General features: G+C 54.7%; 23 protein-coding genes. 16 read left to right on the top strand and 7 right to left on the bottom strand.

Features of this window, described 5'->3' with window-relative positions; genetic code table 11:
- Positions 1–2 precede the first annotated feature (2 nt).
- The 7 genes from HCH_RS22920 to HCH_RS22890 all read left to right on the top strand — a co-directional run bounded on the left by HCH_RS22920 (position 3) and on the right by HCH_RS22890 (position 6,114).
- Positions 3–359: a tetratricopeptide repeat protein gene (locus HCH_RS22920; protein ID WP_011398848.1), complete on the top strand. Its 357-nt coding sequence runs from the start codon at positions 3–5 to the stop codon at positions 357–359.
- Positions 356–2,428 carry a type III secretion system export apparatus subunit SctV gene (gene sctV, locus HCH_RS22915; protein ID WP_011398847.1) on the top strand — a complete coding sequence of 691 codons (2,073 nt, stop codon included), beginning with the start codon at positions 356–358 and terminating at the stop codon, positions 2,426–2,428. Before HCH_RS22920 ends, sctV begins: the two co-directional genes overlap by 4 nt.
- 245 nt (positions 2,429–2,673) lie before the next feature.
- Positions 2,674–2,973, top strand: a complete 300-nt coding sequence (locus HCH_RS22910; RefSeq protein WP_011398846.1) for a hypothetical protein — start codon at positions 2,674–2,676, stop codon at positions 2,971–2,973.
- A 191-nt stretch (positions 2,974–3,164) separates the two neighbouring features.
- The gene (locus HCH_RS22905; protein WP_011398845.1) at positions 3,165–3,713 is read left to right on the top strand and encodes a hypothetical protein; all 549 of its coding nucleotides are present in this window, start codon (positions 3,165–3,167) and stop codon (positions 3,711–3,713) included.
- A 53-nt stretch (positions 3,714–3,766) separates the two neighbouring features.
- Positions 3,767–4,285, top strand: a complete 519-nt coding sequence (locus tag HCH_RS22900; protein WP_011398844.1) for a SycD/LcrH family type III secretion system chaperone — start codon at positions 3,767–3,769, stop codon at positions 4,283–4,285.
- Complete coding sequence (gene sctE, locus HCH_RS32675) at positions 4,269–5,291, top strand: type III secretion system translocon subunit SctE (protein ID WP_011398843.1); 1,023 nt, start codon at positions 4,269–4,271, stop codon at positions 5,289–5,291. Before HCH_RS22900 ends, sctE begins: the two co-directional genes overlap by 17 nt.
- Before the next feature lie 10 nt (positions 5,292–5,301).
- The gene (locus HCH_RS22890) at positions 5,302–6,114 is read left to right on the top strand and encodes a hypothetical protein (RefSeq protein ID WP_011398842.1); all 813 of its coding nucleotides are present in this window, start codon (positions 5,302–5,304) and stop codon (positions 6,112–6,114) included.
- A gap of 87 nt (positions 6,115–6,201) precedes the next feature.
- On the opposite strand, the gene HCH_RS22885 is transcribed toward HCH_RS22890, so the two are convergent.
- The 3 genes from HCH_RS22885 to HCH_RS22875 all read right to left on the bottom strand — a co-directional run bounded on the left by HCH_RS22885 (position 6,202) and on the right by HCH_RS22875 (position 9,222).
- Positions 6,202–7,830 carry a hypothetical protein gene (locus HCH_RS22885; protein WP_011398841.1) on the bottom strand — a complete coding sequence of 543 codons (1,629 nt, stop codon included), beginning with the start codon at positions 7,828–7,830 and terminating at the stop codon, positions 6,202–6,204.
- Positions 7,831–8,197: 367 nt separating this feature from the next.
- A complete protein-coding gene (locus HCH_RS22880) occupies positions 8,198–8,614 on the bottom strand; it encodes a hypothetical protein (protein ID WP_011398839.1) in 417 nt (138 codons plus the stop codon).
- 176 nt (positions 8,615–8,790) lie between these two features.
- A complete protein-coding gene (locus HCH_RS22875; protein WP_011398838.1) occupies positions 8,791–9,222 on the bottom strand; it encodes a GFA family protein in 432 nt (143 codons plus the stop codon).
- A gap of 326 nt (positions 9,223–9,548) precedes the next feature.
- Here HCH_RS22875 and HCH_RS22870 point away from each other — a divergent pair, with 326 nt between their 5' ends.
- From HCH_RS22870 to HCH_RS22860, 4 genes are all read left to right on the top strand, one after another.
- Positions 9,549–9,980, top strand: a complete 432-nt coding sequence (locus HCH_RS22870) for a hypothetical protein (RefSeq protein WP_148212648.1) — start codon at positions 9,549–9,551, stop codon at positions 9,978–9,980.
- A 238-nt stretch (positions 9,981–10,218) separates the two neighbouring features.
- Positions 10,219–12,504 (top strand): phosphoenolpyruvate--protein phosphotransferase, encoded by a 2,286-nt coding sequence (ptsP, locus tag HCH_RS22865; RefSeq protein WP_011398836.1) that lies wholly within the window; start codon positions 10,219–10,221, stop codon positions 12,502–12,504.
- Positions 12,505–12,703: 199 nt separating this feature from the next.
- Positions 12,704–12,907, top strand: coding sequence for a hypothetical protein (locus tag HCH_RS33950; RefSeq protein ID WP_011398835.1), 204 nt, complete (start codon positions 12,704–12,706; stop codon positions 12,905–12,907).
- 55 nt (positions 12,908–12,962) lie between these two features.
- Positions 12,963–14,741 carry a hybrid sensor histidine kinase/response regulator gene (locus tag HCH_RS22860; RefSeq protein ID WP_011398834.1) on the top strand — a complete coding sequence of 593 codons (1,779 nt, stop codon included), beginning with the start codon at positions 12,963–12,965 and terminating at the stop codon, positions 14,739–14,741.
- Positions 14,742–14,748: 7 nt separating this feature from the next.
- On the opposite strand, the gene HCH_RS22855 is transcribed toward HCH_RS22860, so the two are convergent.
- Both HCH_RS22855 and plsB read right to left on the bottom strand, forming a co-directional pair.
- Positions 14,749–15,420 (bottom strand): response regulator, encoded by a 672-nt coding sequence (locus HCH_RS22855; RefSeq protein ID WP_011398833.1) that lies wholly within the window; start codon positions 15,418–15,420, stop codon positions 14,749–14,751.
- 222 nt (positions 15,421–15,642) lie between these two features.
- Entirely contained in the window at positions 15,643–18,120 is a 2,478-nt protein-coding gene (plsB, locus tag HCH_RS22850; RefSeq protein WP_011398832.1) for a glycerol-3-phosphate 1-O-acyltransferase PlsB, read from the bottom strand.
- Between the two features lie 361 nt (positions 18,121–18,481).
- Here plsB and HCH_RS22845 point away from each other — a divergent pair, with 361 nt between their 5' ends.
- The 5 genes from HCH_RS22845 to murI are packed head-to-tail and all read left to right on the top strand — an operon-like array spanning position 18,482 to position 23,754.
- Complete coding sequence (locus HCH_RS22845) at positions 18,482–19,402, top strand: ABC transporter ATP-binding protein (protein WP_011398831.1); 921 nt, start codon at positions 18,482–18,484, stop codon at positions 19,400–19,402.
- A complete protein-coding gene (locus HCH_RS22840) occupies positions 19,399–20,133 on the top strand; it encodes an ABC transporter permease (RefSeq protein ID WP_011398830.1) in 735 nt (244 codons plus the stop codon). Before HCH_RS22845 ends, HCH_RS22840 begins: the two co-directional genes overlap by 4 nt.
- A gap of 9 nt (positions 20,134–20,142) precedes the next feature.
- A complete protein-coding gene (locus HCH_RS22835; RefSeq protein ID WP_011398829.1) occupies positions 20,143–22,089 on the top strand; it encodes a GldG family protein in 1,947 nt (648 codons plus the stop codon).
- Between the two features lie 30 nt (positions 22,090–22,119).
- Positions 22,120–22,929, top strand: a complete 810-nt coding sequence (gene nudC, locus HCH_RS22830; protein ID WP_011398828.1) for an NAD(+) diphosphatase — start codon at positions 22,120–22,122, stop codon at positions 22,927–22,929.
- Positions 22,930–22,938: 9 nt separating this feature from the next.
- The gene (gene murI, locus HCH_RS22825; RefSeq protein ID WP_011398827.1) at positions 22,939–23,754 is read left to right on the top strand and encodes a glutamate racemase; all 816 of its coding nucleotides are present in this window, start codon (positions 22,939–22,941) and stop codon (positions 23,752–23,754) included.
- Between the two features lie 109 nt (positions 23,755–23,863).
- Here the strand turns inward: murI and HCH_RS22820 are convergent, their stop codons facing one another.
- Positions 23,864–24,871 carry a DUF2156 domain-containing protein gene (locus tag HCH_RS22820; RefSeq protein WP_011398826.1) on the bottom strand — a complete coding sequence of 336 codons (1,008 nt, stop codon included), beginning with the start codon at positions 24,869–24,871 and terminating at the stop codon, positions 23,864–23,866.
- 66 nt (positions 24,872–24,937) lie between these two features.
- The gene (locus HCH_RS22815; RefSeq protein ID WP_011398825.1) at positions 24,938–25,624 is read right to left on the bottom strand and encodes a class I SAM-dependent methyltransferase; all 687 of its coding nucleotides are present in this window, start codon (positions 25,622–25,624) and stop codon (positions 24,938–24,940) included.
- Between the last annotated feature and the right edge of the window lie 325 nt (positions 25,625–25,949).

The following is a 25,949-nucleotide window of genomic DNA, read 5'->3' as shown; positions in this document are numbered from 1 at the left end:
GGATGAGCGAGCCACTCTCACTCAGTCCTGCCAATCGCGAATGGCTGCTGGCGCTGGCGTTCGTCTACCTGCAGCAGAACCACCACAAAAAGGCGCTGACCCTGTTGCAGGCCACCGCCAAACTCTGTCCCGAGGACGCCTATGTGACGCGCGGACTTGCTTTCGCCTGCCTTAAGGCGGCGCGTTATAAGGATGCGCTGACGCTGAGCGACCGCAGTCTCAGGGAGTTGGGCGTGAAGCCTGAAACAGCGCCGTTTCTACTGATACGCAGTCACGCGTTATGGGCGTTGGAGCGCCCGGAGGAAGCGCGTAAAAGCCTGAAGAAATATCATCAACTAACAAGGAACTCTGTCGTATGAGTAGAGGAGCTTCTGTTCTGAGCGCGCTCAGCCAGCGCAACGACGTGGTGCTGGCGATCTTCCTGGTGGGCATCATTTTTATGATGATTCTGCCTATGCCGACCATGCTGGTGGATGTCATGATCGCCATCAACATGGGGGTGTCGGTGATACTTCTGATGTTGGCGTTGTACATCAAATCGCCGCTGGATTTCTCCGTGTTTCCATCCATGCTGCTGATCACCACCATGTTCCGGCTGGCGCTGTCGATCACCACCACGCGTCTGATTCTGTTGCAGGCGGACGCCGGGCAGATCGTCTACACCTTCGGTAACTTTGTCGTCGGCGGCAACCTGGTGGTGGGCGGCGTTATCTTCCTGATTCTGACTATCGTGCAGTTCCTGGTCATCACCAAGGGCTCGGAGCGGGTGGCGGAAGTCAGCGCGCGTTTCTCTCTGGACTCCATGCCTGGTAAGCAAATGAGTATCGATGGCGATATGCGCGCCGGGGTTATCGATATGGAAGAGGCCCGCGTCAGACGCGCCAAAGTGGAGAAGGAAAGCCAGCTCTACGGTTCTATGGACGGCGCCATGAAGTTCGTCAAAGGCGACGCGATCGCCGGTTTGATCATCACCGCGGTCAATATTTTGGGCGGCATCCTGGTCGGCGTCACGCAAAACGGCTTGAGCGCTGGCGACGCCGCCGCCATCTACTCGGTATTAACCATCGGCGATGGTCTGGTGGCGCAGATTCCCGCTCTGTTTATCTCCATCACCGCCGGATTTATCGTCACTCGCGTGTCCACGGATGAGTCGGAAAACCTGGGGCGCGATATCGGCGGCCAGATCGGCGCCCAACCAAAAGCTTTATTCATCGGCGGCGCCTTGTTGCTGGGCTTCGCTATGATTCCGGGCTTCCCCACCATGGTGTTTCTGGTGCTGGCGGGGCTGATCTGCTCCATTGGCTTTATCATGAGTCGTAAAGCCAGACACGCCGACACGGATGATGACGACATCCCCGCCATGGCGGCGGCGGGACAGACGCGGACGCCCAGCAAGACGCCGGAAAAGGACGACTTCTCGCCCACGGTGCCCCTGTTGCTGGACGTGGCGGCCTCCTGTCAGCAAATGCTTAAGCCTTCTGAGCTGAACGCAGAGCTGTATCGAGTGAGGCGCGCGCTGTACCTGGATCTTGGCGTTCCGTTTCCGGGTATTCACCTGCGTTTCAACGAGAGCATGAAGGATGGCGAATACACGATTCTGATGCATGAAGTGCCGGTGGCGCAGGGACGTTTGCCGGCGGATAAAGTCGTGGTGCTGCAGGATCAGGAACAGCTGGACATCCTTGGCATCCCCCATCAACAGGGCGAACTGGCGATGTCCGCCAATCCTTATTGGGTGGAGAAGTCCCATGCGCCCGCCATGGAGAACGCCGGCATTGAATATCTGGATGCGCCGCGACTGTTGATTTATCACCTGTCTTTTATTCTGAAGCGTTACGCCAGCGAATTTATCGGCCTGCAGGAGTGCCGTTATCTGTTGGATCAGATGGAAGGCCAGTATGGCGATCTGGTGAAAGAGGTGCAGCGCGTCGTGCCGATTCAGCGCATTGCGGAGATTCTGCAGCGGCTGGTGTCCGAAGATATCTCCATCCGTAACCTGCGCGCCATCATGGAAGCCCTGGTGGAGTGGGGCCAAAAGGAAAAAGACACGGTGCTGCTGACGGAATACGTACGCAAGAGCCTGAGCCGTTACATCAGTTATAAGTTCTGCAACGGTCAAAACGTATTGCCCGCCTATATGCTGGACCAGGATCTGGAAGAGTCCATTCGCGGCGGCATCAGACAGACGTCTTCCGGCGCTTATCTGGCGCTTGACCCGGACACCACGCAGAACTTTATCAATGAACTGCATCGGGAAGTCGGGGATCTGGACGCTTTGCAGCACAAGCCGGTGTTATTGGTGTCCATGGATATTCGCCGCTATGTCAGAAAGATGATCGAACGTGATTTCTTTGAGCTGTGCGTGCTGTCCTATCAAGAGTTGACCCAGGACATCACGGTGCAACCGATCAGCCGTATCTGTCTGTAATCCTGTACGTTAAGGTTAAGAGCGATGGAGTTTGTCCATCGCTCTTATTCGGTTCGCTTTAACTTCTCTGTATCTCGCCAAAGCAGCCTCGCATTCCCAATTCACACGCAAATATTCCCAAAAACAGCGACTTTTTGCGTCTTTCCGTTACTCAACTAATGATCCTCTCCGTAAATCGCGACGGTGATCCCCAAGCGGTGTGGCGAGAGGGTTATTCATGACTAAATCAAAGTGAGGTTAAAGCTATGAGCCAGACATTGACGGATGTAGAGGTGGAGAAAACGCTGGCGGAGTCCGAAGCGTTGATCCGGAAAGCGGAAAATATGCGTGAGCAGGGAGACAAGTTGTTTCAATCCCTGGGCATTCCCCGAGGCAGCGCTCAGAAGATATTGAATCACCCACTGGCTTCCGAAGGGTTCAAGCAGCAGGGAATGGAGCAACTGCAGGAATGGCGGGATGAAATTACCGAGATCATGAAGACCGGTAGCCGTACGACTGCTCCCATCAAGCGCAAAAAATCCAACCGCAATCTCCTGGCGATATAGCCCTCAGCTTTTTCGGTCTTTCATATTTATTAATATGGCAATGATATTGGCATGTTAATAACCAGGCGCATGGATGCGCCTGCGCGGCGGATAGCCGCGGGAGACAGGGCCTGACATGTGCAGGCCCTGTCGTTGCAGACAAATAGAAGGAAGCTATTTGACTGCCTGATTAATAATACGAGGAAATTGAGATGAATACAGTCAATCCAACCAACAACCATAACGTTAATCCTTACGAGACCACCTCGGAAACCACGCCCACTGGCGATCCCAAGAACGCGTCCAAATTCGACGACACAAACATGGACCCGTTTACAAGGATCATGCTGCTGCAGGAAGAGCGCGTTGGTTTATTGGATGGCCAGGTCAAATCCCAAAGCGAACGGATGCAGAGCATCAATACGGAAATCAAGGATTACGGCAAAACCATTTCCATGGTGAACGACAAGTCCGCCTCCCTGAAAAAAGGTGAGGACAAGCTCACGCTGACTGACGCCGAAGTGAATGAACTGAAAGCTAAAGGCGTTGATGTCAAAGGCAACGAAGTCAGCAAAGATCAGCTCAACTCTTTTTCGGAAACCCTGAAGCAAAAGCGGGACGGTCTCAACAACGACTCACAGATGGAAATGATTCGCCTGCAGGGCCTGATCAACAAGCAGCAGCAGGCCTACCAGTTGATGACCAACATTCAGAAGAAAGAACACGACACCATCATGGCGACCATCAATAAGATCAACTGATGGCCTGAGTGTGTTCTGAACTCACAGAACTTAATCAGTAAAGGAGACATTCCGTGGCTGAATCAGCACAAGCAATACAACCAGACGCAGACGCCCGCTTTGACGCGCTCCTGGAGTCGGTGGTGCATGGTCACGCAACCTTGGGCGAGATCAAGGGGATCACCGACAATGAATTGGAGGCGGTCTACACGGTGGCTTACAACCTGTATCGACAGAATCGCAACGGGGAGTCGGAAAAACTGTTCCGCTTTCTGTGCCTGTATGGACATTTGGACAAGCGATTCTGGATGGGGCTGGGCGCCTGTCTGCAACAGCAACAGAAGTATGAGGAAGCTGTGCAGGCGTATTCCTACATGGCCATTCTGGATGTGGAAAATCCCCACCCCCCTATGCACGCAGCGTTCTGCTATCTGGCTTTGAACGATCTGGAGAAGGCGGAAAGCGGTATTGAAGCCGCGTTGCATTGGGCGGGCGATAAGGAGGAGTACTCCCAGGTGCGCGCCAAGGCTGAGCTTTTACGCTCAGTACTGCAACAGAAAAAGGAGGGCCTGGCCAATGGTAACGGCGGTTGAAAATCAACATTTCAGTTATCCGATAGGCAATTCAGAGGATCAGGACGTTCAGGTTCCTGGTCAGAAAAAGGTCGGTTCACCGCAGATCTCGCTAAACGTGCAGGACCCGCAGACCGGCTCAACGCAAAATACATCGGGCAAGTCCTTTGCTCCAGACCTGGAGCGGCCGCAACCCCGCTCATCCGATGAATTGGTGGCGTTGTTATTGACGATAAAGTCCAAGTCCAGCAATGAGCAGATTGCTTCCTCCCAGCAGGACATTCAGCTGAACCGGACCAAGCAGAACCAAAAGCATGATGAAATGCTGGAGCAGATACAGAAGTCCATCGAAGCCGGCGACAAGGCCAAAAAAGGCGGTCTGTTCGGCAAGATTTTCGGATGGATAGCCAATATTGCGACGGCGATCGCCGGCGCGGTCATGATCGCAACCGGGGTGGGAGCCGTTGCGGGCGCAGCCATGTTGGCGTTGGCGGTGGATTCAATGGTGGGCGCGGCCACTGGTCACAGCCTGATGGGCGAGATGACCAAAGGTATAGCCAAGGGGTTACAGGCCATGGGGATGGACGAGAGTGTCGCCAACATTGTTGCTGGCGTCGTCACCGCAGCCGTAACCGTCGCTGTCTGCGTCGGCGCCAGTATGGCGTCCGCCGCCAAGGCGGGTTCAGGGTTGATCACCAGACTGGCGTCTTCGCCCGAGCAGATGCAGAAGATCCAGGTTGCGGGCGCCCAGGTGAAGAACATCGCCTCGGCGACCGCCGGAACTTCCGCTGTAGGCGGTGGCGCGTCGCAGATAACCACTGGCGTATACAAGAAACAGGCGACCGATGCGCGAGCTAACCAGATGGATATGAAGAAAGAGCTCGCCAAGCTGCAGGCGGCCATGGAGGCGGAGCAGGATCGCTTGAAGGAAGTCATCGCCAAACTGAATGAAGGCGTCAGTCGCATCCTGCAAATCATGGGGAACGACCACAGCACCCGCATGCAGATCAGCAGGAATATGGTATAGGAGACTTTTTATGAGCGTTAATCCGGTAAACGAAGCGAATAATCCATTCGCTTTTTCTATTAATACGGAAGGCCCTGCTCCGGTTAAAGGTCCCAAGCAGGAGGCTTCTCTGGTGCTCAGCGACGGTAAGCACGATATTCCGTTGATGCGCTTCAGCCGCGAGACCTACCAACCACAACTGGAGAGCCCTGACAGCAAGGCAGGCCCCCCAGGGAAGCAGCTTGACGGCAAGCTGTCGGAGGCCAGCGCCACTCTGGAGGTGGATATTTTCGCCATTATGAGTTTGATCCATGAGCTGGCGCAGACGCAGAAAAAAGGCGCCCGCGACATTCGTCATGGCGAGTATCAGCAGAAGTGGCAGTCGCTGGAAAACGCCGGCAAGGAGCTGCGTGACTCCGCAGGCAAAGAACTGGCGGCGTCCCTGGTGCAGGGCGCTTTTCAGATCGCAGGCGGCGCCGCTTCCGTCAAACTGACGGTGAAGTCGACACAGCAGACGAGTGCGTTGATGAAAGACACCAAGCTTGATCCTGCGCAGTTGCAGCTGAAGCTGCAGGTGCCGCAGAACCTGACCAACCTGGGACAGACCTACACCCAGATGGCGGGAGGCGTCGGTACGGTGGTTGCGGCGCCCCTGACCTATGAGTCCAAGCTGGATCAGGAGCATCAAAAGCAGTATGAAGCTGAGTCCGAGAAGCATTCGGCGAATATCGACGAAGCCAAGGATTTCATTCAGACCATGAAAGAAATCATGGACGACGTTAGAGCCAAACTGTCCGCTATCGAGCAGTCCAAGCACGAAACGCGGCAGAAGATATTCTCTTGATGATTTTGGTAATGCAGTAACAAAAACGGCTGACCTTGATGGTCAGCCGTTTTTGCTGCTTACTCGCGAATTTCTAAACCCAAAACTCTACATCGGAATCCGCTCCACATTGCCCACGCGCCCGTCTTTGAACTCCAGTTGATAAAATATATCGCTCCAGTCTCCTGGTACGGTAAATCGGTACGCGCTGAGAATGTTTCGCGGGTTTTTCTCAAAGATTTGTTTCCCGTTAATACTCACGGGCAAGCTGTTTTCGAGCTGGTCGCTGCTGGCGCTATAGCGAATCCTTTGCACATTCGCCCAAATCACCAGAGGGTCCTGATCCGGCAGGGCGCAGCCGATAACGCCGGCGTTGCGATGGCAATTCAATTGGGGGCGGCCCAGGTTGGCGGCGGTCTGACGTATGATCTGGTCCAGATCGAAGGCGTAACTGAACTCTCGGGATTCGCCGTTATGGCTGACTCGCACTTTAATCGCGTCACCCTGTGGCGGAACGATGGGAAAGACATTTTGCGCCTGTCCTCCCTGGGAGGTACTGATGAACCCTTTGCCATCGGAATCGTAGGCGATCTCCAGACTGGGCCTGGAGCCATAACAATGAGCGCCCGATGTTCCGAGGAATAGCTGAAACGACCTTCCATACGCTTCAAACTTAAGTGCGGCGAACGGCGCTTTTGCGGCGTCTGCGCCTTGAGTGCGCAGCGGCGTCCAGTTGGGGTCCTGATGATCGTAATTGTCTGTGTTGTAGCTGACTTTGATGTTGAATGGAATGGAGGGGGCGTCAGCAAAGAGAACTTCGCCATATAACTCGGCGCCGGGCTTCAGCCCGATAATGTCAAAAGGCGGTGTGAGACAAAGCTCGCTGGTTCCGCCTGCTTCCACCTCGCGGCAGCTAATCGAGGTTTGAAATAAGCGCTCCCCCGGTGTGGGTCCGAAAGCCAGCCCGGTCGCCTGGGCGTCGCAGAGTTCTCGTGCATCCACCTTGCAGCCGCCAGGGGAGCACTCGATCACTCTATCCGGCCTGTGTTCCAGTTTGCTGACAAGCCCGTTGCGGCGCACGTCGGTTTGAAACTGTTGCAGCCTGTCCTTCAGCTTCATGGCGTCAGCCTGCGCACTGTTCACTGTATCGCCGGTGGCGTCGAACATTTTGGTCATATTTTCTCGCAGTGTCTCCTGCTGCTGTTCAATGTACTGGCTGGAATTCGGATCTGGCCTGATCATTAGTTCGTTGACGGCGCTGTAGCGTTTACCGCTGGAACTGGTGGCCTCCACCACAATGCTGACCCGACTGAAGTCGGTCGCTTCACTGATCGATACGAGGGTCAGTTCCATCTGGCAGTTATCCGGCGTCTGCTTCAACACCGTGCCTTCCTTGCCGAGCACCTGCCAGTGGCAGGTCATGCCGCTTAGATGCTGCCGACGCTCCGCGTCCAGCTTCACCAAGACTTTTTCCCCAGGCTTGATCATCTTTTCGCCGATGATGTCGACACGATAGGAAGGCGAGTCCTCCTGTCGGATACTGATATCCCCACCCACATTACCGCCGACCATGACGTTATTGTCGCCGCTGTTGTGCTGACTGGCGGTCGGGTCGCGGCTGATGCTGAAGATGATCGTCACGACGCCGGCCAGAATGGAGACGACGGTAGCGAACAGTTTGAGAGCTTTTGATCCAGATAGAAACGAATGTGGTTCCGTAGGCGAAGGCTTCGACATAATCACTCCTTCCTGTTATAGGCGAGTCGTCAGTCCTGAGTGAGGTTGCAAACGTGATTACAGCGATGAGATCAGTGTTCGATTATAAAGGAAGTGAGAGACTGTTTTGTATGCGCGGCGACTAAGCTTTGGTTTAGGCTGAGAGTTTAGAAAGAAGCGCCTGTCGACCAGGTCGACTGTTTAAAACGCAGTCGGCCAGTTCATTGTGGAGTCAGGGGAGGGCGCTACAGTTGTTGCACGTAACGGATGGCGTCCCGTTCGTTGGAAGTGGTCCAGCCGTCTTCCAATATCGCGGCTCTCCGCCGCGCAGGCGCATCCATGCGCTTGATTATCAACATGCCAATATTATTGCCATATTAATAGACGCTTAGTCGCGTCGAGTAATGATTATCTGTGTGCGTCGGAAAAACTTATCGGAGCGCTGAATTCCCGGAAACGCCTCGGCTTTCCACATAAAGCGCGGCTCCAGCAACCACTCCGCCCGGATTTTGAGGCCCGGCCAGAAGATGAAATCGATGTGACTGGCGCGTGTGTCGATGAATTGAAATACGCCCCCTGTGTATTCGGCGGAGAGCCTGACTTCTTCTTTGATATGACCGCTGCTGTCGAGATGTTGTATATGCAGCGTTTCTTCGTAGGGACAGTCTTCGCTGAAGAAGGCCAGATATTCCTGAGCTCGGGTGAAATGCGCCTCGTAGACGAGACCTTCAGGCGTCGGAAAGGGAAAAGCCGCCTTGTCTGCAAGGACGAGGGCGTTGGTTTCTTCTCTGATCGGAGCAGTCATACGCTTTATGCTCGTAGTGTGAGTTCAGTCCTTTAGCTCTTTGAAAAGCGTTCGCCGCTCCACCATAGTGCGGCGGGGACAGGTTAGGCAAGTCTTTGATGAAGCCCATGGAGTCGGGCGCGGAGGAGGCAGGGGGCGCACGATGAAGGAGGACGATCACCGTGCGCAGAGGGCGGTTACTTCATGCCAATAGACTTCAAAAACTCGTCTTCCGTCATTCTTGGGTGATCGCCAACGAAGGCGTAACCCGGGGGTTTGCGGTCAATATAGATCTCACCCGCCATTTTGAACTGTGATTGGTCGTCGAAGAGACCGCTCCAGAGGTATTTTTCACCCGTAGGCTTCAGGTGGTAATACAGGTTGGTTCCGCAGTGCTTGCAGAACGCGCGCTGCGCCCATTCCGATGAATCGTAAGCGGTAATATTGTCTTCGCCTTCGAAAACCGTTTCCTGCGCGGAGATCGCCATGGATGGGCCGCCATTCCAACGCCGGCACATGCCGCAGTGGCAGGCATGGTACTCAGGGTTAACGTTCTTGGCGGCCACTTTTACAGCGCCACACAGGCATTGGCCGGATAACGGTCCGGCGATAGTCTTGCTTTCGCTCATGTAGTATCCCTCTGACTTTTACTTGGTTTTATCGTATGTTTCGCAACGGCTTTGGTTTCGTCACAGCTATAGTCTCGACCCGACAATACTACCTGCCTGCTACTGACAGCATTGTGTCAGGAGCCGTCGATCAGATTACAATTTTCTGTGGTGAAGAACAAAAGCGAACTGCAACGCCCCTTCTCCATTAACCGTTAATGAGAGTTTAAGTCATGACTGAGCGTGTGAAATGTAGACATCTGTTTTGCGACCACATGATCCTGCCCAGTACCGCTGAGCGCATGGGTGGTCTGTGTATGCCCTGCGCCCGAGAGCAGGAGCGGGAGATGAAGAGAGAGTATATACGCAAGCACAGCAAAGTCATTGACCCCTATGCAGGACTGACTGACAGGGTTGCTATCATAAAGGCTTATCACCTCGCGGCGCCTGCAGACCCCTTGATCACTTACCTCCCTTTTCCGGGGGCTATCGATGGGGTTTATCAGGCGTTGACGAGAGATGAAGCACAAAGCCTGGTGGAATACGCCGCTGAGTTGCTTGAGACTGATGAAGACGATAGCGCAATACAAATAGCCATAACACTGGCGGCGTTTACGGACGCGGACTTAGCGGTGGTGCAGGAGCGTCTCCTGTCCGGCGGGCGTTATGAGCCCGCCATGTTATATCGCGGCGCCAGCGTGGGGAGGGTCAACAGTTTGATCGATCGCTTGGGAGAGGATCTTGAGCAGAATAGTCGTATTCTTGAGGCCTTGTCGTAATGGCGGCGCCTGTGGCAAGTGTAGACTGTAATCCAGTGGGTATTGCGTAAGTTTGGTTGGAGATGACGCGATCGTAACAAATAACATGCAGGATATAAGCCGATTTATGTCAAATATGCGAAAACAGTGGAAATTCCCTCTTGGTAATATGACGGGCTGGCGCTTATAGTTATCCCTGCCTGTTTACCACTGGTGAGCTAGTTAAGTTTGCCGTAGCTTGATTCTCCAGAGTATCGCCATGCTTGAGCCATTAAAAATTCTTAGGGAAATATTTCAGGAGGCTGCTGATTTACACGCCGCCAAAGACCTGTCTGAACTGATCGTCGACCGTGTGCAATCCGCCATGCGGGCGGATGTATGTAGTATCTATTTATTGGATGAAACCTCCCAGGAATTGGTGTTGATGGCGACTCGGGGGCTGGACCCTGAATCCGTGGGACGCGTGCGTCTGCCTGTCGGGCAGGGGCTGGTCGGTTATATCGCGCAGCATCAGTCACTGATGAACGTGGACAGTGCGGAAAAACACCCTAACTTCAAGTATTTCCCGGAAACCCGCGAGGAACGTTTCTCCGCATTTCTGGGCGCGCCGATCATCAATTTCCGCAAGAACATCGGCGTCATTGCGGTGCAAAAGAAAGAGGCCGCATATTTCAGTGACGAACAGGAGGCGTTCGTCGTCACCATCGCCGCCCAGTTGGCTGGGCCATTAAGTCAATGGGTGCAGCAGGATGGCGTGTTTGACCGCGAAGTATGCCGGGATAAATTCAAGGCGAACCTGAAATTCCGTGGCGTCAAAGGCGCTGCGGGCATGGCGATTGGTCGCGTGCACTGGGTTGGTAAAGGCCATGATCTGGCGTCGGCGCCGGACCGGGAAGCCAAAGACGCGGAGCTGGAAATCGCCCGCTTCACCAAAGCGATGGAACTGGCGAAAGACGAACTCAACGCCAGCGGCGAACGTATGGCGGGCACGCTGCCCAAGGATGTGCTGGCGCTGTTTGGCGTGTATCGCATGATCCTGGAAGACCAGGAACTGACTACCGAAACCGTCAATCACATCCACTCCGGGCTCTGCGCTTCTTCCGCGCTACGCAAAACCGTCGAAGCGCACGCCCGTGTATTCGAGAAAATGGATGACGACTATTTGCGCGCCAAGGCGGACGATATCCGTCATATCGGCAATCGCATTTACGCCAATCTGCGTGGCGTCGACAGCCCTGACGTCATCGCCGTCAGCGAGCCCACCATCATCGTGGGGAACAACCTCAGCATTACCGATGTCGCCCAGTTTCCGCCGGAATATCTGGTGGGGCTGGTGTGCACCAGCGGCTCCTCACTGTCGCACATCGCCATATTGGCGAATGCGCTGGGGATTCCCGCCGTCATGGGGATCGGCGACATCAAACCTGCGCTGATCGAAAACGCAGAAGCAGTGGTGGACGGCTATCGCGCGGTGGTGGTGTTCAATCCGGTGGACGCTCTGCGCAAAGAATTCAAACGTCTGGCCAAGCAAGAGAAAAAGCTCATCAAAGGGCTGGACGAGCTGCGCGATCTGCCGGCGCAGACCCCGGATGGGTTCCGCGTCAAACTATTCGCCAATACGGGGTTGCTGGCGGATATTTCGCCAGGACTTTTACGTGGCGCGGAAGGAGTGGGTCTGTATCGCTCGGAAATTCCATTTATGGTGCACGAGTCCTTCCCGTCGGAAGAAGAGCAGGTGCAGATCTATCGCAAAGTGCTGGAAGCCTATGCGCCGAGACCCGTGTACATGCGCACCCTGGATATCGGCGGCGATAAAAACCTGCCTTATTTCAGCTTTACGGAAGAAAACCCGTTTCTGGGGTGGCGGGGGATACGCTTTACGCTGGATAACACCGGTATTTTCATCAGCCAGATTCGCGCCATGCTGAAAGCCGGTCGCTACCTCGGCAACCTCAAAATACTGTTGCCCATGGTCAGCCGTCTGGATGAAATCGAAAGCTTCAGAAGCCTGTTGCAGGAAGCTATCGGTCAGTTGAAAGAAGCCGGCGTTGAAGTGAGCGAACCGCAAGTCGGCGCCATGATTGAAGTGCCGTCGGCAATGGTGTTGTTGGAAGATTTGGCGGAGATGGTCGATTTCTTCTCCATCGGCAGCAATGACTTCACTCAATATATGCTGGCGGTGGACCGTAACAACGCTAAAGTGTCTGACCTCTACGACTGGTTGAACCCGGCGGTGCTGCGTTCCATTGGGCGCGTGGTGAAAGTGGCGAAAAAGCATGGCGTTCCCGTCAGCGTGTGCGGCGAAATGGCGTCCGATCCTGCGGCGGTACTGCTGCTGTTGGGAATGGGGGTGGAAATGCTCAGCCTGTCCGCCTACAACCTGCCGAAAACCAAGTGGGTCATTCGTTCAGTCTCTCATCAGACGGCGGAGAAACTTTGGAAAAAAGCTTCGCGCATGCGCAATGAGAAAGAGATTCGCGCCATGCTGAACGAAGTGCTGGATCAACATGGTCTGGGCGGATTGATTCGCGCAGGATCGCAGTAGCCCGGTCAAGCCCGGCGCTAGGCGTAAAATCGCCTGAGCCTGATCGCGGAGGGCCTCCAGGGGGGGGCTTTCCGCCAAGTATTTTTCACCCAAACAGGTGATTTCAAGTCACCCCCTTCCTTGCATAATCCCAAATAACCGCTGCGGCGGCGTAAAACTTTCTCAAACACTTCAGTCATGTAAGACGTAGTAGAAAAACATGTTGCGCAAGACTCTATATCGGGCCACGTTGGCGCTTTGCCTTATTATGCTGGCGATGGCTATTTGGTTATGGATGCATCGTTCTATGGAGCTTGAATTTAACCGCCCCGGACTACTGTCCGGAATCAGCCCTAATGCGCCGCCAGCGCTGTATGACGCCCAGGTGGAACGAGGCCCGCAACAAATACGTGACATGGATTAGATAGCGTGAAAGCAAAGCTTGCTTGTTAGAAGGCTGATGTATATATCTAAAACCCATGGACGAAAAACTGATACAACAAGAATTACAACGCGGTTTTAAGTGGCTTAAGTTCGCCCCTCCTGTGGAGGAGGCTTATCGCGCTTTCCACAATCAGCGTGTACAAGCGCGTCTGCCTCTCGTGCATGCGACGGCGCTGGCGTTCATCATCATCTACTCTGCGCTGGACTACTATCTGTTCCCTCAGCAGATCGCCAGCTGGACCATTCCCATTCGTCTGTTTCTGGTATGTCCGATTATCGCCCTGGCGTTATATGCGGGCATGCATTCCTGGCCCCGACGTTGGTTCATGCCTCTTTATAACGGCACCTATGCGCTGGGAGGGCTGAGCGTGGTGGCGATTATCTGGATTGCGCATTCGCAAAATGTCATGGTGCCCTACGACGGCCTGTTTTTAGTGCTGATCTACGGTTACTTTCTCATGGCGATCCCTTTCTACGTCGCCACAATGATTTCCACTTTGATTTACGGCCTCTATCTGCTGGTGGAGCTGGATGTCGGCATGGACAAGACGACTCTTGGGTTTAACGCGTTCTTTCTGTTCGGCGCCAACCTGATTGGGGCGGTGGGGTCGTATATTCAGGAACACGCTCAGCGGACGCTGTTTTTGAATCTGCAATTGGTCAAAATTGCACAGCGTGGGGCGGAGCGCGCTAATCGATCCAAAACTCGCTTCCTGGCGGCGGCCAGCCATGATTTGCGGCAACCTCTTAACGCCATGAGCATGTTGGCGGAGAGTTTGTCCGCCAAGATGGATCGCAATTCGGAAGAGGGGATTATTGTCGGCAAACTGCGCCGTTCGCTCAGCCAGTTGAGCGATCTGTTCAAGTCGCTGCTGGACATGTCGCAACTCAGCATGGGCGTGGTCAAGCCGAACCCACGCCACTTCTATCTGCATGAGCTGGTGCGTCGGGTGGCGATGGAGTTTGACGCCATAGACATCCCATCATCCCGTCCGGAACGTATTGAAACGGAATGCGATGAAGAGCTGGTCGCCTATTCTGATCCAATTCTCCTGGAGCGCATGCTGCGCAACTTGATCACTAATGCGCTGCAGCATGCCGACGCCAAAGCGATTCGGGTTAACTGCCGCAGGCTCAATAATGTGCTTGAAATCCATGTGGTTGACGATGGCGTCGGCATTCCCTCCAGAGACATCAAGCGCATATTTAAAGAGTTTCAACAGGGCGGCGATGAGGAAGGCAGACCCCGCACGGGCATTGGTCTGGGCTTGGCGATCGTACGACAACTGGCGGGACTGCTGGGCGGCGCATTGACAGTGAAGTCTTCCCCCGGCGCCGGCGCGGATTTTAGTTTCACGATTGCCTGCGGTCGCGCCAACCTGGTGGCGCCGCAGCCTGAAGCCTATCCGGAAACCCGAACCCTTGGCGGCATGTCTGTGTGGCTGGTGGAAGACGATCAACCCAGCCGGGAAGCTATGCGGCAGCTATTGGACGCCTGGGGCGTACAAGTGGAGGCTTTCGCTGACGCCAGAACTGCGATGGGCAGGCTGCATGACGAGACGCCGGATATGATTCTGTCGGATTATCGCCTGGGCGGCGCCATTTCCGGGCTGGACGTGGTGCTGTCGTTGCGCCGCCAAAGCGGGCGCGATATTCCCGCGGTGATTATTTCCGCCGATGTGGAAATGCTGCAGGTGGAGGCCGGACGTTATCCCAGCATTATTTTCGTCGCCAAGCCAGTGACACCGGCGCGTCTGTATCTGATTCTGAGCCGGGAGTCCGCTCGCGCCGTGGTTGAGAACGCAGCGGAATAAATGCGCGTCAGGCGTCCACCAGATGCAGTCGCGTCGCCACGCTGACGCACTCCGTCCGATTGTGTACGTTCAGGTGCATGAACAATGCCTTCAAGTGTGATTTCACCGTGTCTTCCGTCAAGCTTAGCTCCGAACAGATCCTTTTGTTGGGCAACCCCTTGGCCAGCAATTGCAGCACTTCCATTTGCCGGGGAGTAATGGAGTCGAGACGCAACTGACTGTCCTGAACCGGCGTTTGGTTGCGATGGATATAGAAGTTCGGCACGTATTGTTTGCCGTTGAGAATCTGACGAATCGCCAGATTGATCTCCATGGCGCTGGAGGACTTGCTGATAAAACCGATGGCCCCGCTGCGCAGGGACAGCTCCACATCTTCGATATCTTCAGAGGCGGAAAGAATGGCCACAGGGATATAAATACGCTTACAGGTCAGGTAGCGGAGAAATTTGAATCCGCGCCCGTCGGGCAGTGAAAGATCCAGTAGTATCAGGTCAAAACTTTGGTCGGTTTCCAGCAAGGTCTGCGCCGCCTGACAGTTGAAGGCGTTCACTAGGTCAATAGGAACCTGTTGGGCGGTGAGGGCGACGCGCAGGCCGTCGATAACCAGCTGGTGATCGTCAATCACCAGGACCCGTAGATGGTTTGGTACAAATACCGCTGAAGAGGCGCTTATGCTCACGTTAACTCTCCCTGCGCCGTTTGGCGCCGTTTCTTTTTGTTATGAACCAAAAATTATACGCCGATAAAAACCCTGAACAGTGAACGATTGCTAGTTTTTGGGAACACAATGGGATGCTGGAGAACAGTCATTGAGCGCATATGTTGGTGAGGCGCGCCCTGTGGGAGGAAGGGGGAGTGATCCCGGGGCGCAGACAGGCGCGCCCGGGATGGCGAGATGTCGTCAGGCGGCGGGAGCCTGCGTCGGTTGTGTTTCAATGGCGACTTGCAGAATACTCTGGCGCAGCTCGGCATTCAGCACCAGGCGTGCGTCTTCCGCGATATTGTCGAGGTCTTCGTCGTAAATGATATGTCCTTCTTCATCCACCTGAATGATTTCGTTGCTTTTCAGATTGTTGATGAAGTTGCGGAACAAGGCTTTATCAAAGAACTCCGGTGCGTTGAGGCCATACAGGATGGACATGCGTTCCGCCATAGACGTGCTCTGCTCCTCCAGCGCATTGGCGGTGATCGCGCCTTTGCCATGACGACGCAGAATAGCGATGGCGATATAGTAACGCTCCAAAGTCGGGATGATGGTTTTCGCCAGCGCGTTGAGCAGAACGAATTCGCGGGAGCCGGCCATGGGGCGATACAGGTTGTCCTTGTCCTTCAGCAGCAGGTTGCTTTCACACAACGTCTCGATCCAGCGTTCGATTTCCGGGTCCACATCATCCTTGTGCCAGCGCAGGAACAGCTCCGACTTGATGTAGGGGTAGATGGAGCTTACCAGCCACACCAGTTTGGTGCGGTCCATGGTGCTGTTGTTCTGGAACAGACTGGCGACCAGCGCGGGCAGCGCCAGGAAGTGCAGAATATTATTGCGATAGTAAGTCAGCAGAATAGCGCTGGAGCCTTCCAGACTGATGATGTCCCCCAGCTTCTGATGCTGACGCAGCGCCAGTCCCATGCTTTCGGTGTATTTGACCCAGTCCGCCCCGCAGCCTTCTGGAAAGCTCATTTCGTTACTGTAGGGGTGCATGCGCAGCAGTGAGACCACTGCGTCGCAATGGTCCGCGAGCATTTTTTGATCCATCGCCTGCTTAGGCGTGGCCAGCAGCAGGGTGGCGACGATGTTGATGGGGTTGAGCGCCGCCGCATTGTTGATGCGGGTGGCGACCATTTCCGCCAGCTCATCGATCATATGCGGCATCCACTTGGGACGCGGCTCCTGATCGTAGGCCTGATCGCGCCAGTGCGGCTGTACTTTGTCGAGCACGTCGGACAGTGCGAAAGGCTCGCCGAAGTTGACGCTGACCCGTCCGAAGGAGTTGCGCAGGTTACGCAGGGATTTGAACAGGCCGAAGATGTTTTCGTCTTTTTTCTTCTTGCCGCGCAGTTCGCCGAGATAAGAGCGCGCTTCCAGGATTTTCTCGTATCCGATATAGACCGGCACGAACGTAATCGGCTTCTTGTAGTTCCGCAGATAGCTGCGCACGGTCATCATCAACATGCCCGCTTTCGGCTGTAATGTACGCCCGGTGCGACTGCGGCCGCCTTCTACAAAATACTCCACGGGGTGGCCGCGGGTGAACATGGAGTGCATGTATTCATTGAACACGGCGGTGTACAGCTTGTTGTTTTTGAAGCTGCGGCGCATGAAGAAGGCGCCGCCCCGACGCAGAATCGGCCCTACCACCGGCATGTTCAGGTTAATGCCGGCGGCGATATGGGGCACCATCAAACCATTGCGATACAGCACGTAGGAGAGCAATAAGTAGTCGATGTGGCTGCGGTGACAGGGCACATAGACCACCGCGCTGGACTTGGCGGCTTCTTTTACGGCGTCAATGTTGTTGATGGTGACGCCGTTGTAAATTTTGTTCCAGACCCAGGTCAGAATGATGTCGAGAAAACGCACCGCGGCGATGGAAACGTTGGAGGCGATTTCGTCCGCGTATTTCCGCGCCCGCTCTTTGGCTTTGTGTGGACTGATGTTTTCTTTTTTGGCGGTTTCCCGAATTGCGTCCTTGACGGACGGGCTGCGAATCAGCGTGGACACCAAAGTGCGACGGTGAGACAGGTCGGGACCAACCACCGCCTGGCGCATGCGGCGGAAGTGGACGCGCAGCAGACGCGCCAGTTTACGGTTGGCGCGTTGCGGGTCCTGGGTGTCGTCGACGATATAGCGCAGGGAAATCGGCTTGCTGAACTGAATAAAAGTATTGCGTCCGTGGATCACGATGGTCAGGAACTGGCGCAAACGGCCAGCGATGGACCAGGTGTCCGCCAGCATCAGTTTGAACAGGGAGCGCTCTTTCTCCGGCGTTCGGCCCCAGAACAGGGAGACCGGCACGATCTGCACGTCCAGTCCGGGGTCTTTTTGCGCTGCGCTGACCAACTGCTTCAGTCGTTCTGTGATGGTCGGCGTATGGCGACGCCGGAACATTTGCCCGCGTTTCTCATATAAGAAAAAGTGGCTGCGCGACAGAACGGCGTCTCGCAATGTCAGCGGCGCCTGGGAGGAGGGCAGGCCGGCGAGGCGGCACTCCTGCTCCAGCACCAACCGGCTGCTGAGCGAACTGTGCTGCAGAACGTAGACCACGGGTTTTTCCGGGTCCAGTCCCAACTGCTTGGCGTCGTTGCCGATAACATCCGTCCTGACCCATAAAAATAGAATTTTGCGGAGCAGGTTAAAGAAAAAAGAAGTGATTCCGAGCATGTAAAATACCGTTTAGCCCTGGCGAAGTGCCCGCTAGTTTAACGACTCCGCCATAGACTGGCAAAGCTCGGAAATGCTTGATTTTCAGCGGCTATATTCCGCGAGGATTGGGTTTGCGCAAACTTTCTGCAATGTAATGTAGAAGCGAAATGGGAATCTTGCAAAGCGGGATGTGACTCCTTATTCTTCTTTTTCTTTGCGTCCTCCTGTTGCGGCTTAACTTTCACACATTTCATTTAACTTCAATCTGTTGTGAGGACTGGATTATTGGCGAATGGAATGTTGCAAGGTGTGTTTTAAACAACTTATGCGCCGCCTCTTTGGCGCTCGTTCCTTTATATAGCGAACGCGAGACCCTTCAATGATAAAAATTCAGAATCTGGAAAAGAAATACGGCGATATTCAGGCCGTATCCGGCATTTCTTTCGATATTGCTCCTGGTGAAGTTTTAGGCTTTTTAGGCCCCAACGGCGCCGGTAAAACCACCACCATGCGGATGATTACCGGCTATGTGCAGCCCAGCGGCGGTTCCGTCAGCGTGATGGGCGTTGATGTGGCTCACGCGCCGCAACAGGCCCAGCGAATTATGGGCTACCTGCCGGAAGGCGCGCCCTTGTACGGGGAAATGACCGTGGCGGCCTTCCTGAGTTTTATCGGTAAGGTCCGCGGTCTGCGCGGAGCTCAGCTGCAACAGCGCATAGAGCGGGTGGTCGCTCAGGTTTCCCTTCAGCATGTCATGCAACAACCGATTGAAACGTTGTCCAAGGGTTTTAAGCGTCGCGTCGGGTTGGCGCAGGCGTTGATTCATGACCCGCAGGTGCTGATTCTGGACGAACCTACGGACGGACTGGACCCTAACCAGAAGCACGAAGTTCGCAAGCTGATTCAGAACCTGTCCAAAGACAAGATCGTGGTGATATCCACGCACATACTGGAGGAGGTCGATGCGCTGTGTTCCCGCGTGGTGATTATTTCCAAAGGCCGCATCGTCGCCAACAGTACGCCAGCGGAACTGGCCACTCAGTCCCGTTTTCACAAGGCGATATTTGTACGCTTCTCCCAGCCATACGCTGCGCTGGCGGCGCTTGAGGCGCTGCCCGAGGTTGGAGAAGTGGAACAAGTGGATGACGCGACCTATCTGCTGTACGCAAGTTCCGGCGCTGCGCCTTTGCATGCGGTTAATCAACTGATTCACTCTCATAACTGGGATGTGGAGGAACTTCACGTAGAACGCGGCAGGCTGGACGATGTATTCCGCCGCCTGACCATGGAGGCGGCATGAACGGCGTAGGCATAGTCTTTAAACGTGAGCTGCTGAGTTACGTCTCGACCTCATTGGCGTACCTGTTCACGGTCATATTTTTGGTGCTAAGCGGCATATTCACCTTTTATCTGGGCCACTTTTTCGAGCGCGGGCAGGCGGATCTGGAAGCCTTTTTCAACTACATCCCCTGGTTGTTCGTGGTGCTGGTGCCGGCTTTGACTATGCGGTTATGGGCGGAAGAGCGCAGCACGGGCACCATTGAATTGCTGTTGACCTTACCCGTGCAGCCTTTCGTGTGGGTATTGGGCAAATTCATGGCGGCCTGGGTATATCTGGCCGGGGCGCTGGCGCTGACCACGCCGTTCTGGTTTACCGTCAATTATCTGGGCGACCCGGATAATGGCGCCATTCTGGCCGGCTATATCGGCAGCTGGTTCATGGCGGGCGGCTTTCTGGCGCTGGGCTCGATGTTCTCCGCCGCCACCAAGAATCAGGTTATCGCCTTTATTCTTACCCTGGTGGTTTGTTTTCTGTTGGTGGCGTCAGGTTTTCCCATGGTGCAGGATTTCTTCTCCGCCTGGGCGCCGAATCAGGTGCTGGACCTGGTGGCGGACCTCAGTTTCTTCCGTCATTTCGAAGCCATTTCCCGAGGCGTCATCGATCTGCGCGACGTGCTCTATTTCGGCTCGATTATTGTGCTTGGCGTCTGGGCCACGGCGCATCTGGTCAAGCGTACGGCATCAAACTAAGGAGACGTCATGAAGCGAGCGGGTATTGTCGTAATCGTTGTGATCGCCGCCCTGGCGCTATTCAATCTGGCGGTGCAGCGTGGCATGAGCGGGTTCCGCTGGGACCTTACTGAAAACAGTCTGTACACGCTGTCTGACGGCGCGCGTTCTATTTTGGGCGGGCTGTCCCAGGACATAGAACTGACCGTGTACTACTCCGAAGGCGCCTCCAAGGACCTGCCTGCGTTACGCGCCTACGCGCGTCGGGTGCAGGAGCTTTTGGAAGAATTTGAGCAGCTCAGTGACGGGAAAATCATCTTGAAGAAAGTTGATCCGGTTCCCTTCTCGGAAGAAGAGGATGAAGCCACCGCTGCAGGTCTGCAGGCGATTCCCGTCGGTGTGGCGGGCGATAACGTCTTTTTCGGACTGGTGGGCAAGGCTGGCGATAAAGAAGAAATCATCGCCTTCTTCCAGCCTAATAAAGAGCAGTTTCTTGAGTATGAACTGAGCAAGCTGATCTACAACCTGGATCGTGCGCAACCGCCGGTCGTCGGCGTCATTTCCAGTCTGCAGATCAATGGCGGCTTCGATATGTACCAACAATCCCAGCAACCGGCCTGGATTGTCATGCAGCAGATTGAGGACCTGTTCGACGTGCGCTGGCTGCCCGAGGATTTTGACGCGGTCGATGAGGATGTGGACGTGTTGATGATCGTGCATCCGAAGGACTTGTCCCAGCAGGCGCAATTGGCGATTGACCAGTTTGTGTTGAAAGGCGGTCGCGCCTTGGTGTTTGTCGATCCCAACGCAGAGCAGGATCAGCCTGGTATGCCGATGATGGCGGCGAACATGCCCCGGCGCAGTCAGTTGGACCCATTATTGAAAGCCTGGGGCGTCAGCCTGAAAGAGAACTCAGTGCTGGCGGACTTCAAAAACAGCATGGTGGTGGGCGTAGGTCAGGCGCGTACGCCGGTGCGTCATCTGGCGTTATTGGGATTGGCGGAAGACAGCATGACCCAGAGCGACATCATGCTGGCGGGGCTGGAGAGCATTAACGTCTCCACGCCGGGAATCCTGGAAAAAGTCGAAGGCGCGACCACGAGCTTCAAGCCTTTGCTGACTTCCAGCGACGAGTCCGCGCCGATTGAAGAAAGCGCGTTCGCCAATATGCAAAACCCTGAGTCCCTGTTCGAGAAGTTCAAAGCCTCCGGCGAGCAATACGCCATGGCGGCGCGCATAGAAGGGCCGGCAAAAACAGCATTTCCCGAAGGCATTGAGGTGACCGAAGAAGTCAAAGACGAGGCAGCGCAGGATGAGCAGTCGAATGACGCCGCTGAGGGTGAAGACGCCGCCCCTGCGGAGCCTAAGACGGTGACCCGGCATGTCGCGCCAGAGGTGTCCCAAAGCGATAACATCAACGTTGTCGTCATCGCTGATACGGACATCCTGACGGACCGTCTGTGGGTGCAGGTGCAGGAGTTTTTTGGACAGCGCATCGCGAGCCCCTGGGCGAACAATGGCGATCTGGTGGTGAATGCGCTGGACTACTTGGCTGGTAACGCCAGTTTGATCAATATCCGGTCACGGGGACGCTTTACCCGCCCGTTTGAAAAAGTGGAAGAGCTTCGCCGCGCCGCGGAAGAGAAGTTCGCGGATCAACAGCGCGAACTGCAGGAGCGGCTCTCGGAAACGGAAGAACAGCTGGCGGAGTTGCAGCAAGCGCGCCAGGGCGGCGACGAAGCTGGCGGCGGCATATTACTGACCCCGGAACAGGAAAAGGCGCTGGAGGACTTCCAGCAGGAGAAACTGCGTATTCGCAAGGCGCTGCGGGATGTGCAACATAATCTGGATCGAGACATTGACGATCTTGGACGACAGTTGAAGCTGGTCAATATCCTGATGGCTCCGCTGGCGTTGACGGTTATCGCACTTATCGTGATGCTGTGGCGCAGACGCGGCGTCAAAAAAAGCGTTTAATAAAATATCGGAAGTTGAAGGAGACAGGCGGTGGCGGTTTCGTTTAGTTATCATCCTGCGCTGGTGAGCGGTCTGGAAAGCGGCGCCCGTCGCCATATTTATTTTCACGACGATAAGCTGTTGTTGCCCGCACCGGACGCTCAGCCCTGGGATGCGGAAGAAATTGAAAACCCTGAAGGTCCGGTGTTCCTGCTGGGAGAAGTCGATGGCGTTAGCTGCAGCGTCGGCAGTCTCAAGCAGACGCCGTCAGGGTGGACGGAAGTGGGGTTGCGGGATTATCTGCTTGGTTGCGACGAGATAGACGACTTTCGCATAGTTAACGCCGCCTCTCAGTTGCTGTACTGGCTTCGCACCCAGAACTTCTGCAGCCGTTGCGGCGAACGTTTGGGCTTCAACGAAAAAGACCGTGGCCTGCGCTGTCATGGCTGTGGTTACATTTCCTATCCTAAGGTGTCTCCCTGCGTCATCGTAGTTGTGCACCGAGGTGACGAGATTCTGCTGGCGCGGTCTCATCGCTCTTTCAGCAAACTGCCTGCATTCAGTTGTCTGGCGGGCTTTATCGAGGCGGGAGAGAGTGCGGAGGAAGCAGTGGTCAGAGAAGTGATGGAAGAGTCGGGAGTATTGGTGTCCGATATCGAGTACGTCACTTCCCAGGCCTGGCCATTCCCTCATCAACTGATGCTGGGCTATCACGCCCGCTATGTGTCCGGCGATCTCAATATCGACACCACTGAGCTGAAAGAAGCCGCCTGGTTCAAAGTCGACCAGCTGCCTGCTGTATCGCCGATGAAAACCATCGCTGGTCGCCTGATCGACGCCTATGTGGCCAAGTTCCGGTGATCGCCTGAGATGATGGCGAACGCGCATGAGACAAAAGGGCCCGTGGCGCCTGCGTTGATTATCGACTCCGGCAGCGGCGGACTTTCTATCTGGGGACATATTCGTCGCCACACGCCCTGGCTGCCCACCCTGTACCTCGCTGATTTTGGTTTTTATCCCTATGGCGATAAAAGCGAGCAGGAGATAGAAACCCGCGTGCGTCATATTGTGGAGCAGGTTTGCGAATGTTACCCCGCGCAGCTGATTGTCGTCGCCTGCAATACCGCCAGTACGGTTGTGTTGGATCATTTGCGGGCCCGCTTCCAGCAGCCTGTGGTCGGCGTGGTGCCGGCGATAAAGACGGCGGCGACGCATACGAAGAAGCAGGTGATCGGCTTGTTGGCCACGCAGGGAACCGTGCGTCGCGCATATACGGACGAGCTGATTCGGGACTTCGCCAGGCATTGCCAAGTCATCAAAGTGGGCGCGCCGGACCTGGTGCAGTGGGGAGAAGACTGGGTGCGCGGACGCAGTCCGGATATGGCGCGATTACGCGGCGTCATCCAGCCGTTTTTGGAGGCGGAAGCGGATCAGGTCGTGCTTGGCTGCACTCACTTTCCATTGTTGAAGCCTTTCCTTTATCAATTGGCGCCGGACATCAATTGGGTGGACTCCGGTGAAGCCATTGCGCGACGGGTGGCTTATCTGCTGCAGGCGCAGCAGAGTGAAGGCGGAGAGGAGTCAACCAGCCATCGGGCGTTTTATTCCGGCGATAAGCAGGACAGCGAATGGGAGCGGGGCGCAATGGCGTTAGGCTTTTCGTCTGCAGAGCAGATAGCGCTTTAATAATCAGGCCCTGTCGTTTCAGACAAATAGAAGGAAGCTATTTGTCTGCCTGATTAATAGCTGACAGGGCGACGCGATCCATGCGTCAACGAAATGAAGTTAATTGGCTTTAGAACAGCCTGGTCAACTTAAACATACAGAAAAACTCCAACAGCGGCGTCGCCTTGTGGTGACAGCAATACGTTTTCTCCACCTCACCGCGAAAGCGGGTTTTAGTGAATTCCAAGCCTTTGAAGTTATAGAGAAAGTTGCCTTTGGCGTAGACCAGGCGCAGCATCTTCTTCAGTAATTTGGCTTCTTGCGCTTCGTCTTCCGCGGAGAGCATTAGCGGGATTAACCCCAGATCCAGATAGGGAACGCCTTCCTGTTTAAACACGTCCATGGCGTGGGCCATGATGGTGTAAAAAAGCCCTTGTTTGAAATTGGCGCTGGCGCGGGAAATGTTGGGCACGTAACTGATAATCTCATTCTTGTAATAGATGGGATCGAAGTAAATAAAGCCTACCGCTTCGCCGTTTTGATAAGCATAAAAGTGGCGTTCATTTTCCTTGTAGTTCATCTCCATCGGACGGATCAGGAAGCGGATTTCATTGCTCTTACACTTGCGTGTTTTGATCCAGGCTTCGGAAATTTCCCGGGTATGGTCGTCGCTGAAGCGCTCCTTCACCGTGACGCCGTGCTTTTCCGCCTGGTTCAGCGCCGTGCGCAGCACCTGTTTCTTTTTGCCGCTCAGGCTCCAGTCCTTAAGCGCAATACGCGATTCGGACCCGAACTGTGTGCCATACATGCCGAAACGATGATGCAGGATATCCACCACCGTTTTGGTGACCTGAACGTGGTTCGCATGGGGAAAGCGATTATGAAAGCGGGTGAGCATCAACTCGAAATTCTGCGGCGCGCACACAGGATCGGACAACACGAATATCCGTCCCCACTTGCGCATATAGGCGATGTAGCCCACGCCGCGAATATCGAAATATTGCATATCCGGTTGCAGAGTGGAGAACGCCTGAGAGTGGGAACCGAACTCTTTCAGGTAGTTGACGCGCTCTGAGAAAGTGAAACTGCCTGCGCCCAACTCGCTGAGCGAGTCCAGCGCTATCGCCTGGTTGCTCATGTCCTGACTCCTTCGTTGTTATTTTGTATGTTGCCGGCGTCTGGGTTTGTAACCCTTACAACCAGGTCAGGCTTGTTTGCGTCCGAGGACGGACCAGTAACAATTGATGTTCAGGAGTTTGAAGAACTTTTTGTTGCGAATGTCCAGCCCTTGTCTCTCCATATACTCGGGATAGTTGTAGATGTTGTGCATGGCGTTATTCGCCATCAGCCAGAACAGGGACACTGCGACGTACCAGTAGGCTTGTTTAAACGCGCGCGAGACGATATTGCCGGTAGGAAAAGCGAAGTCGCCGACTACTATCGCGGCGCCTGGCTTGGCCAGCTCAATCAAATGACGCAGGACTTCTTCCATCATGCTTTCGCTGAAGACATTGAGGAAAAAGTTGGCGACTACCATGTCGTATTGTTCCGCTTCGTTAAATTTGAATATGTCGCTGTGAACCTGACGGATATTCAGGTGCTGCTTGCCGGAAGCGGCCAGCCCATCCTGAAACTTGCTGAGCATGGTGGCGGACAGATCCACGACGGTGACATCCGCGCCGAGCTCGGCGGCATGGATGGCGTCTTTGCCGTGCCCGACGCCCGCGAACAGAATCTTGTCGCCGGGTTTTACATTATCCGGCGTGATCATGCCTATCTTGCACTGATGAATCGATTTTCCGCTGTATAGCGCGCTGAGGAAATCGTAGACCGGACCGATAAGACGATATTTATCCCTGGCGTTCTTTACGGCGACTGCGTTGGTGGTCATGTTGTGTTTCGCCCTTGTTAGTTATTGTTATGGGGGAATACTAAGTTAACTTATCGTAACAAGACTGTGCGTCATGCCTCATTTTCACCTTGCGCGAATTAACGAAATGGGGCCGAAAGTTATAAAAATTCAAATAGTTGAATGAGATTGTAAGACAATATTAATGGTGGTTGTGCGCAAGTTCACATGTATTCAGATGGATGCGACTTTTGGCGTATTGCATTTAAGAGTAAGTGCTCTAATTAACTTGTTTCATAATTGCCGGCGAGGGCTTAACATAGCCACGCCCGTATTGGTTTGAAGGTGTTGATGAAAGTCAGCGGCT

Origin of the sequence: Hahella chejuensis KCTC 2396, from assembly GCF_000012985.1 — a bacterium.
GTDB classification, from domain to species: Bacteria; Pseudomonadota; Gammaproteobacteria; order Pseudomonadales; family Oleiphilaceae; genus Hahella; species Hahella chejuensis.
This window is presented reverse-complemented; position numbering and strand designations above follow the sequence as displayed.

What these genes read in the sequence shown, in the direction of transcription:
- murI (WP_011398827.1), top strand. Translation starts at nt 22,939, where the DNA reads ATGATGGCGAACGCGCATGAGACAAAAGGGCCCGTGGCGCCTGCGTTG.
- HCH_RS22815 (WP_011398825.1), bottom strand. Translation starts at nt 25,624, where the DNA reads ATGACCACCAACGCAGTCGCCGTAAAGAACGCCAGGGATAAATATCGT.
- HCH_RS22910 (WP_011398846.1), top strand. Translation starts at nt 2,674, where the DNA reads ATGAGCCAGACATTGACGGATGTAGAGGTGGAGAAAACGCTGGCGGAG.
- HCH_RS22885 (WP_011398841.1), bottom strand. Translation starts at nt 7,830, where the DNA reads ATGTCGAAGCCTTCGCCTACGGAACCACATTCGTTTCTATCTGGATCA.
- HCH_RS22835 (WP_011398829.1), top strand. Translation starts at nt 20,143, where the DNA reads ATGAAGCGAGCGGGTATTGTCGTAATCGTTGTGATCGCCGCCCTGGCG.
- HCH_RS22840 (WP_011398830.1), top strand. Translation starts at nt 19,399, where the DNA reads ATGAACGGCGTAGGCATAGTCTTTAAACGTGAGCTGCTGAGTTACGTC.
- HCH_RS22890 (WP_011398842.1), top strand. Translation starts at nt 5,302, where the DNA reads ATGAGCGTTAATCCGGTAAACGAAGCGAATAATCCATTCGCTTTTTCT.
- HCH_RS22905 (WP_011398845.1), top strand. Translation starts at nt 3,165, where the DNA reads ATGAATACAGTCAATCCAACCAACAACCATAACGTTAATCCTTACGAG.
- sctV (WP_011398847.1), top strand. Translation starts at nt 356, where the DNA reads ATGAGTAGAGGAGCTTCTGTTCTGAGCGCGCTCAGCCAGCGCAACGAC.
- HCH_RS22870 (WP_148212648.1), top strand. Translation starts at nt 9,549, where the DNA reads ATGAAGAGAGAGTATATACGCAAGCACAGCAAAGTCATTGACCCCTAT.
- sctE (WP_011398843.1), top strand. Translation starts at nt 4,269, where the DNA reads ATGGTAACGGCGGTTGAAAATCAACATTTCAGTTATCCGATAGGCAAT.
- HCH_RS22875 (WP_011398838.1), bottom strand. Translation starts at nt 9,222, where the DNA reads ATGAGCGAAAGCAAGACTATCGCCGGACCGTTATCCGGCCAATGCCTG.
- HCH_RS33950 (WP_011398835.1), top strand. Translation starts at nt 12,704, where the DNA reads ATGTTGCGCAAGACTCTATATCGGGCCACGTTGGCGCTTTGCCTTATT.
- HCH_RS22860 (WP_011398834.1), top strand. Translation starts at nt 12,963, where the DNA reads ATGGACGAAAAACTGATACAACAAGAATTACAACGCGGTTTTAAGTGG.
- plsB (WP_011398832.1), bottom strand. Translation starts at nt 18,120, where the DNA reads ATGCTCGGAATCACTTCTTTTTTCTTTAACCTGCTCCGCAAAATTCTA.
- ptsP (WP_011398836.1), top strand. Translation starts at nt 10,219, where the DNA reads ATGCTTGAGCCATTAAAAATTCTTAGGGAAATATTTCAGGAGGCTGCT.
- HCH_RS22880 (WP_011398839.1), bottom strand. Translation starts at nt 8,614, where the DNA reads ATGACTGCTCCGATCAGAGAAGAAACCAACGCCCTCGTCCTTGCAGAC.
- HCH_RS22845 (WP_011398831.1), top strand. Translation starts at nt 18,482, where the DNA reads ATGATAAAAATTCAGAATCTGGAAAAGAAATACGGCGATATTCAGGCC.
- HCH_RS22820 (WP_011398826.1), bottom strand. Translation starts at nt 24,871, where the DNA reads ATGAGCAACCAGGCGATAGCGCTGGACTCGCTCAGCGAGTTGGGCGCA.
- HCH_RS22920 (WP_011398848.1), top strand. Translation starts at nt 3, where the DNA reads ATGAGCGAGCCACTCTCACTCAGTCCTGCCAATCGCGAATGGCTGCTG.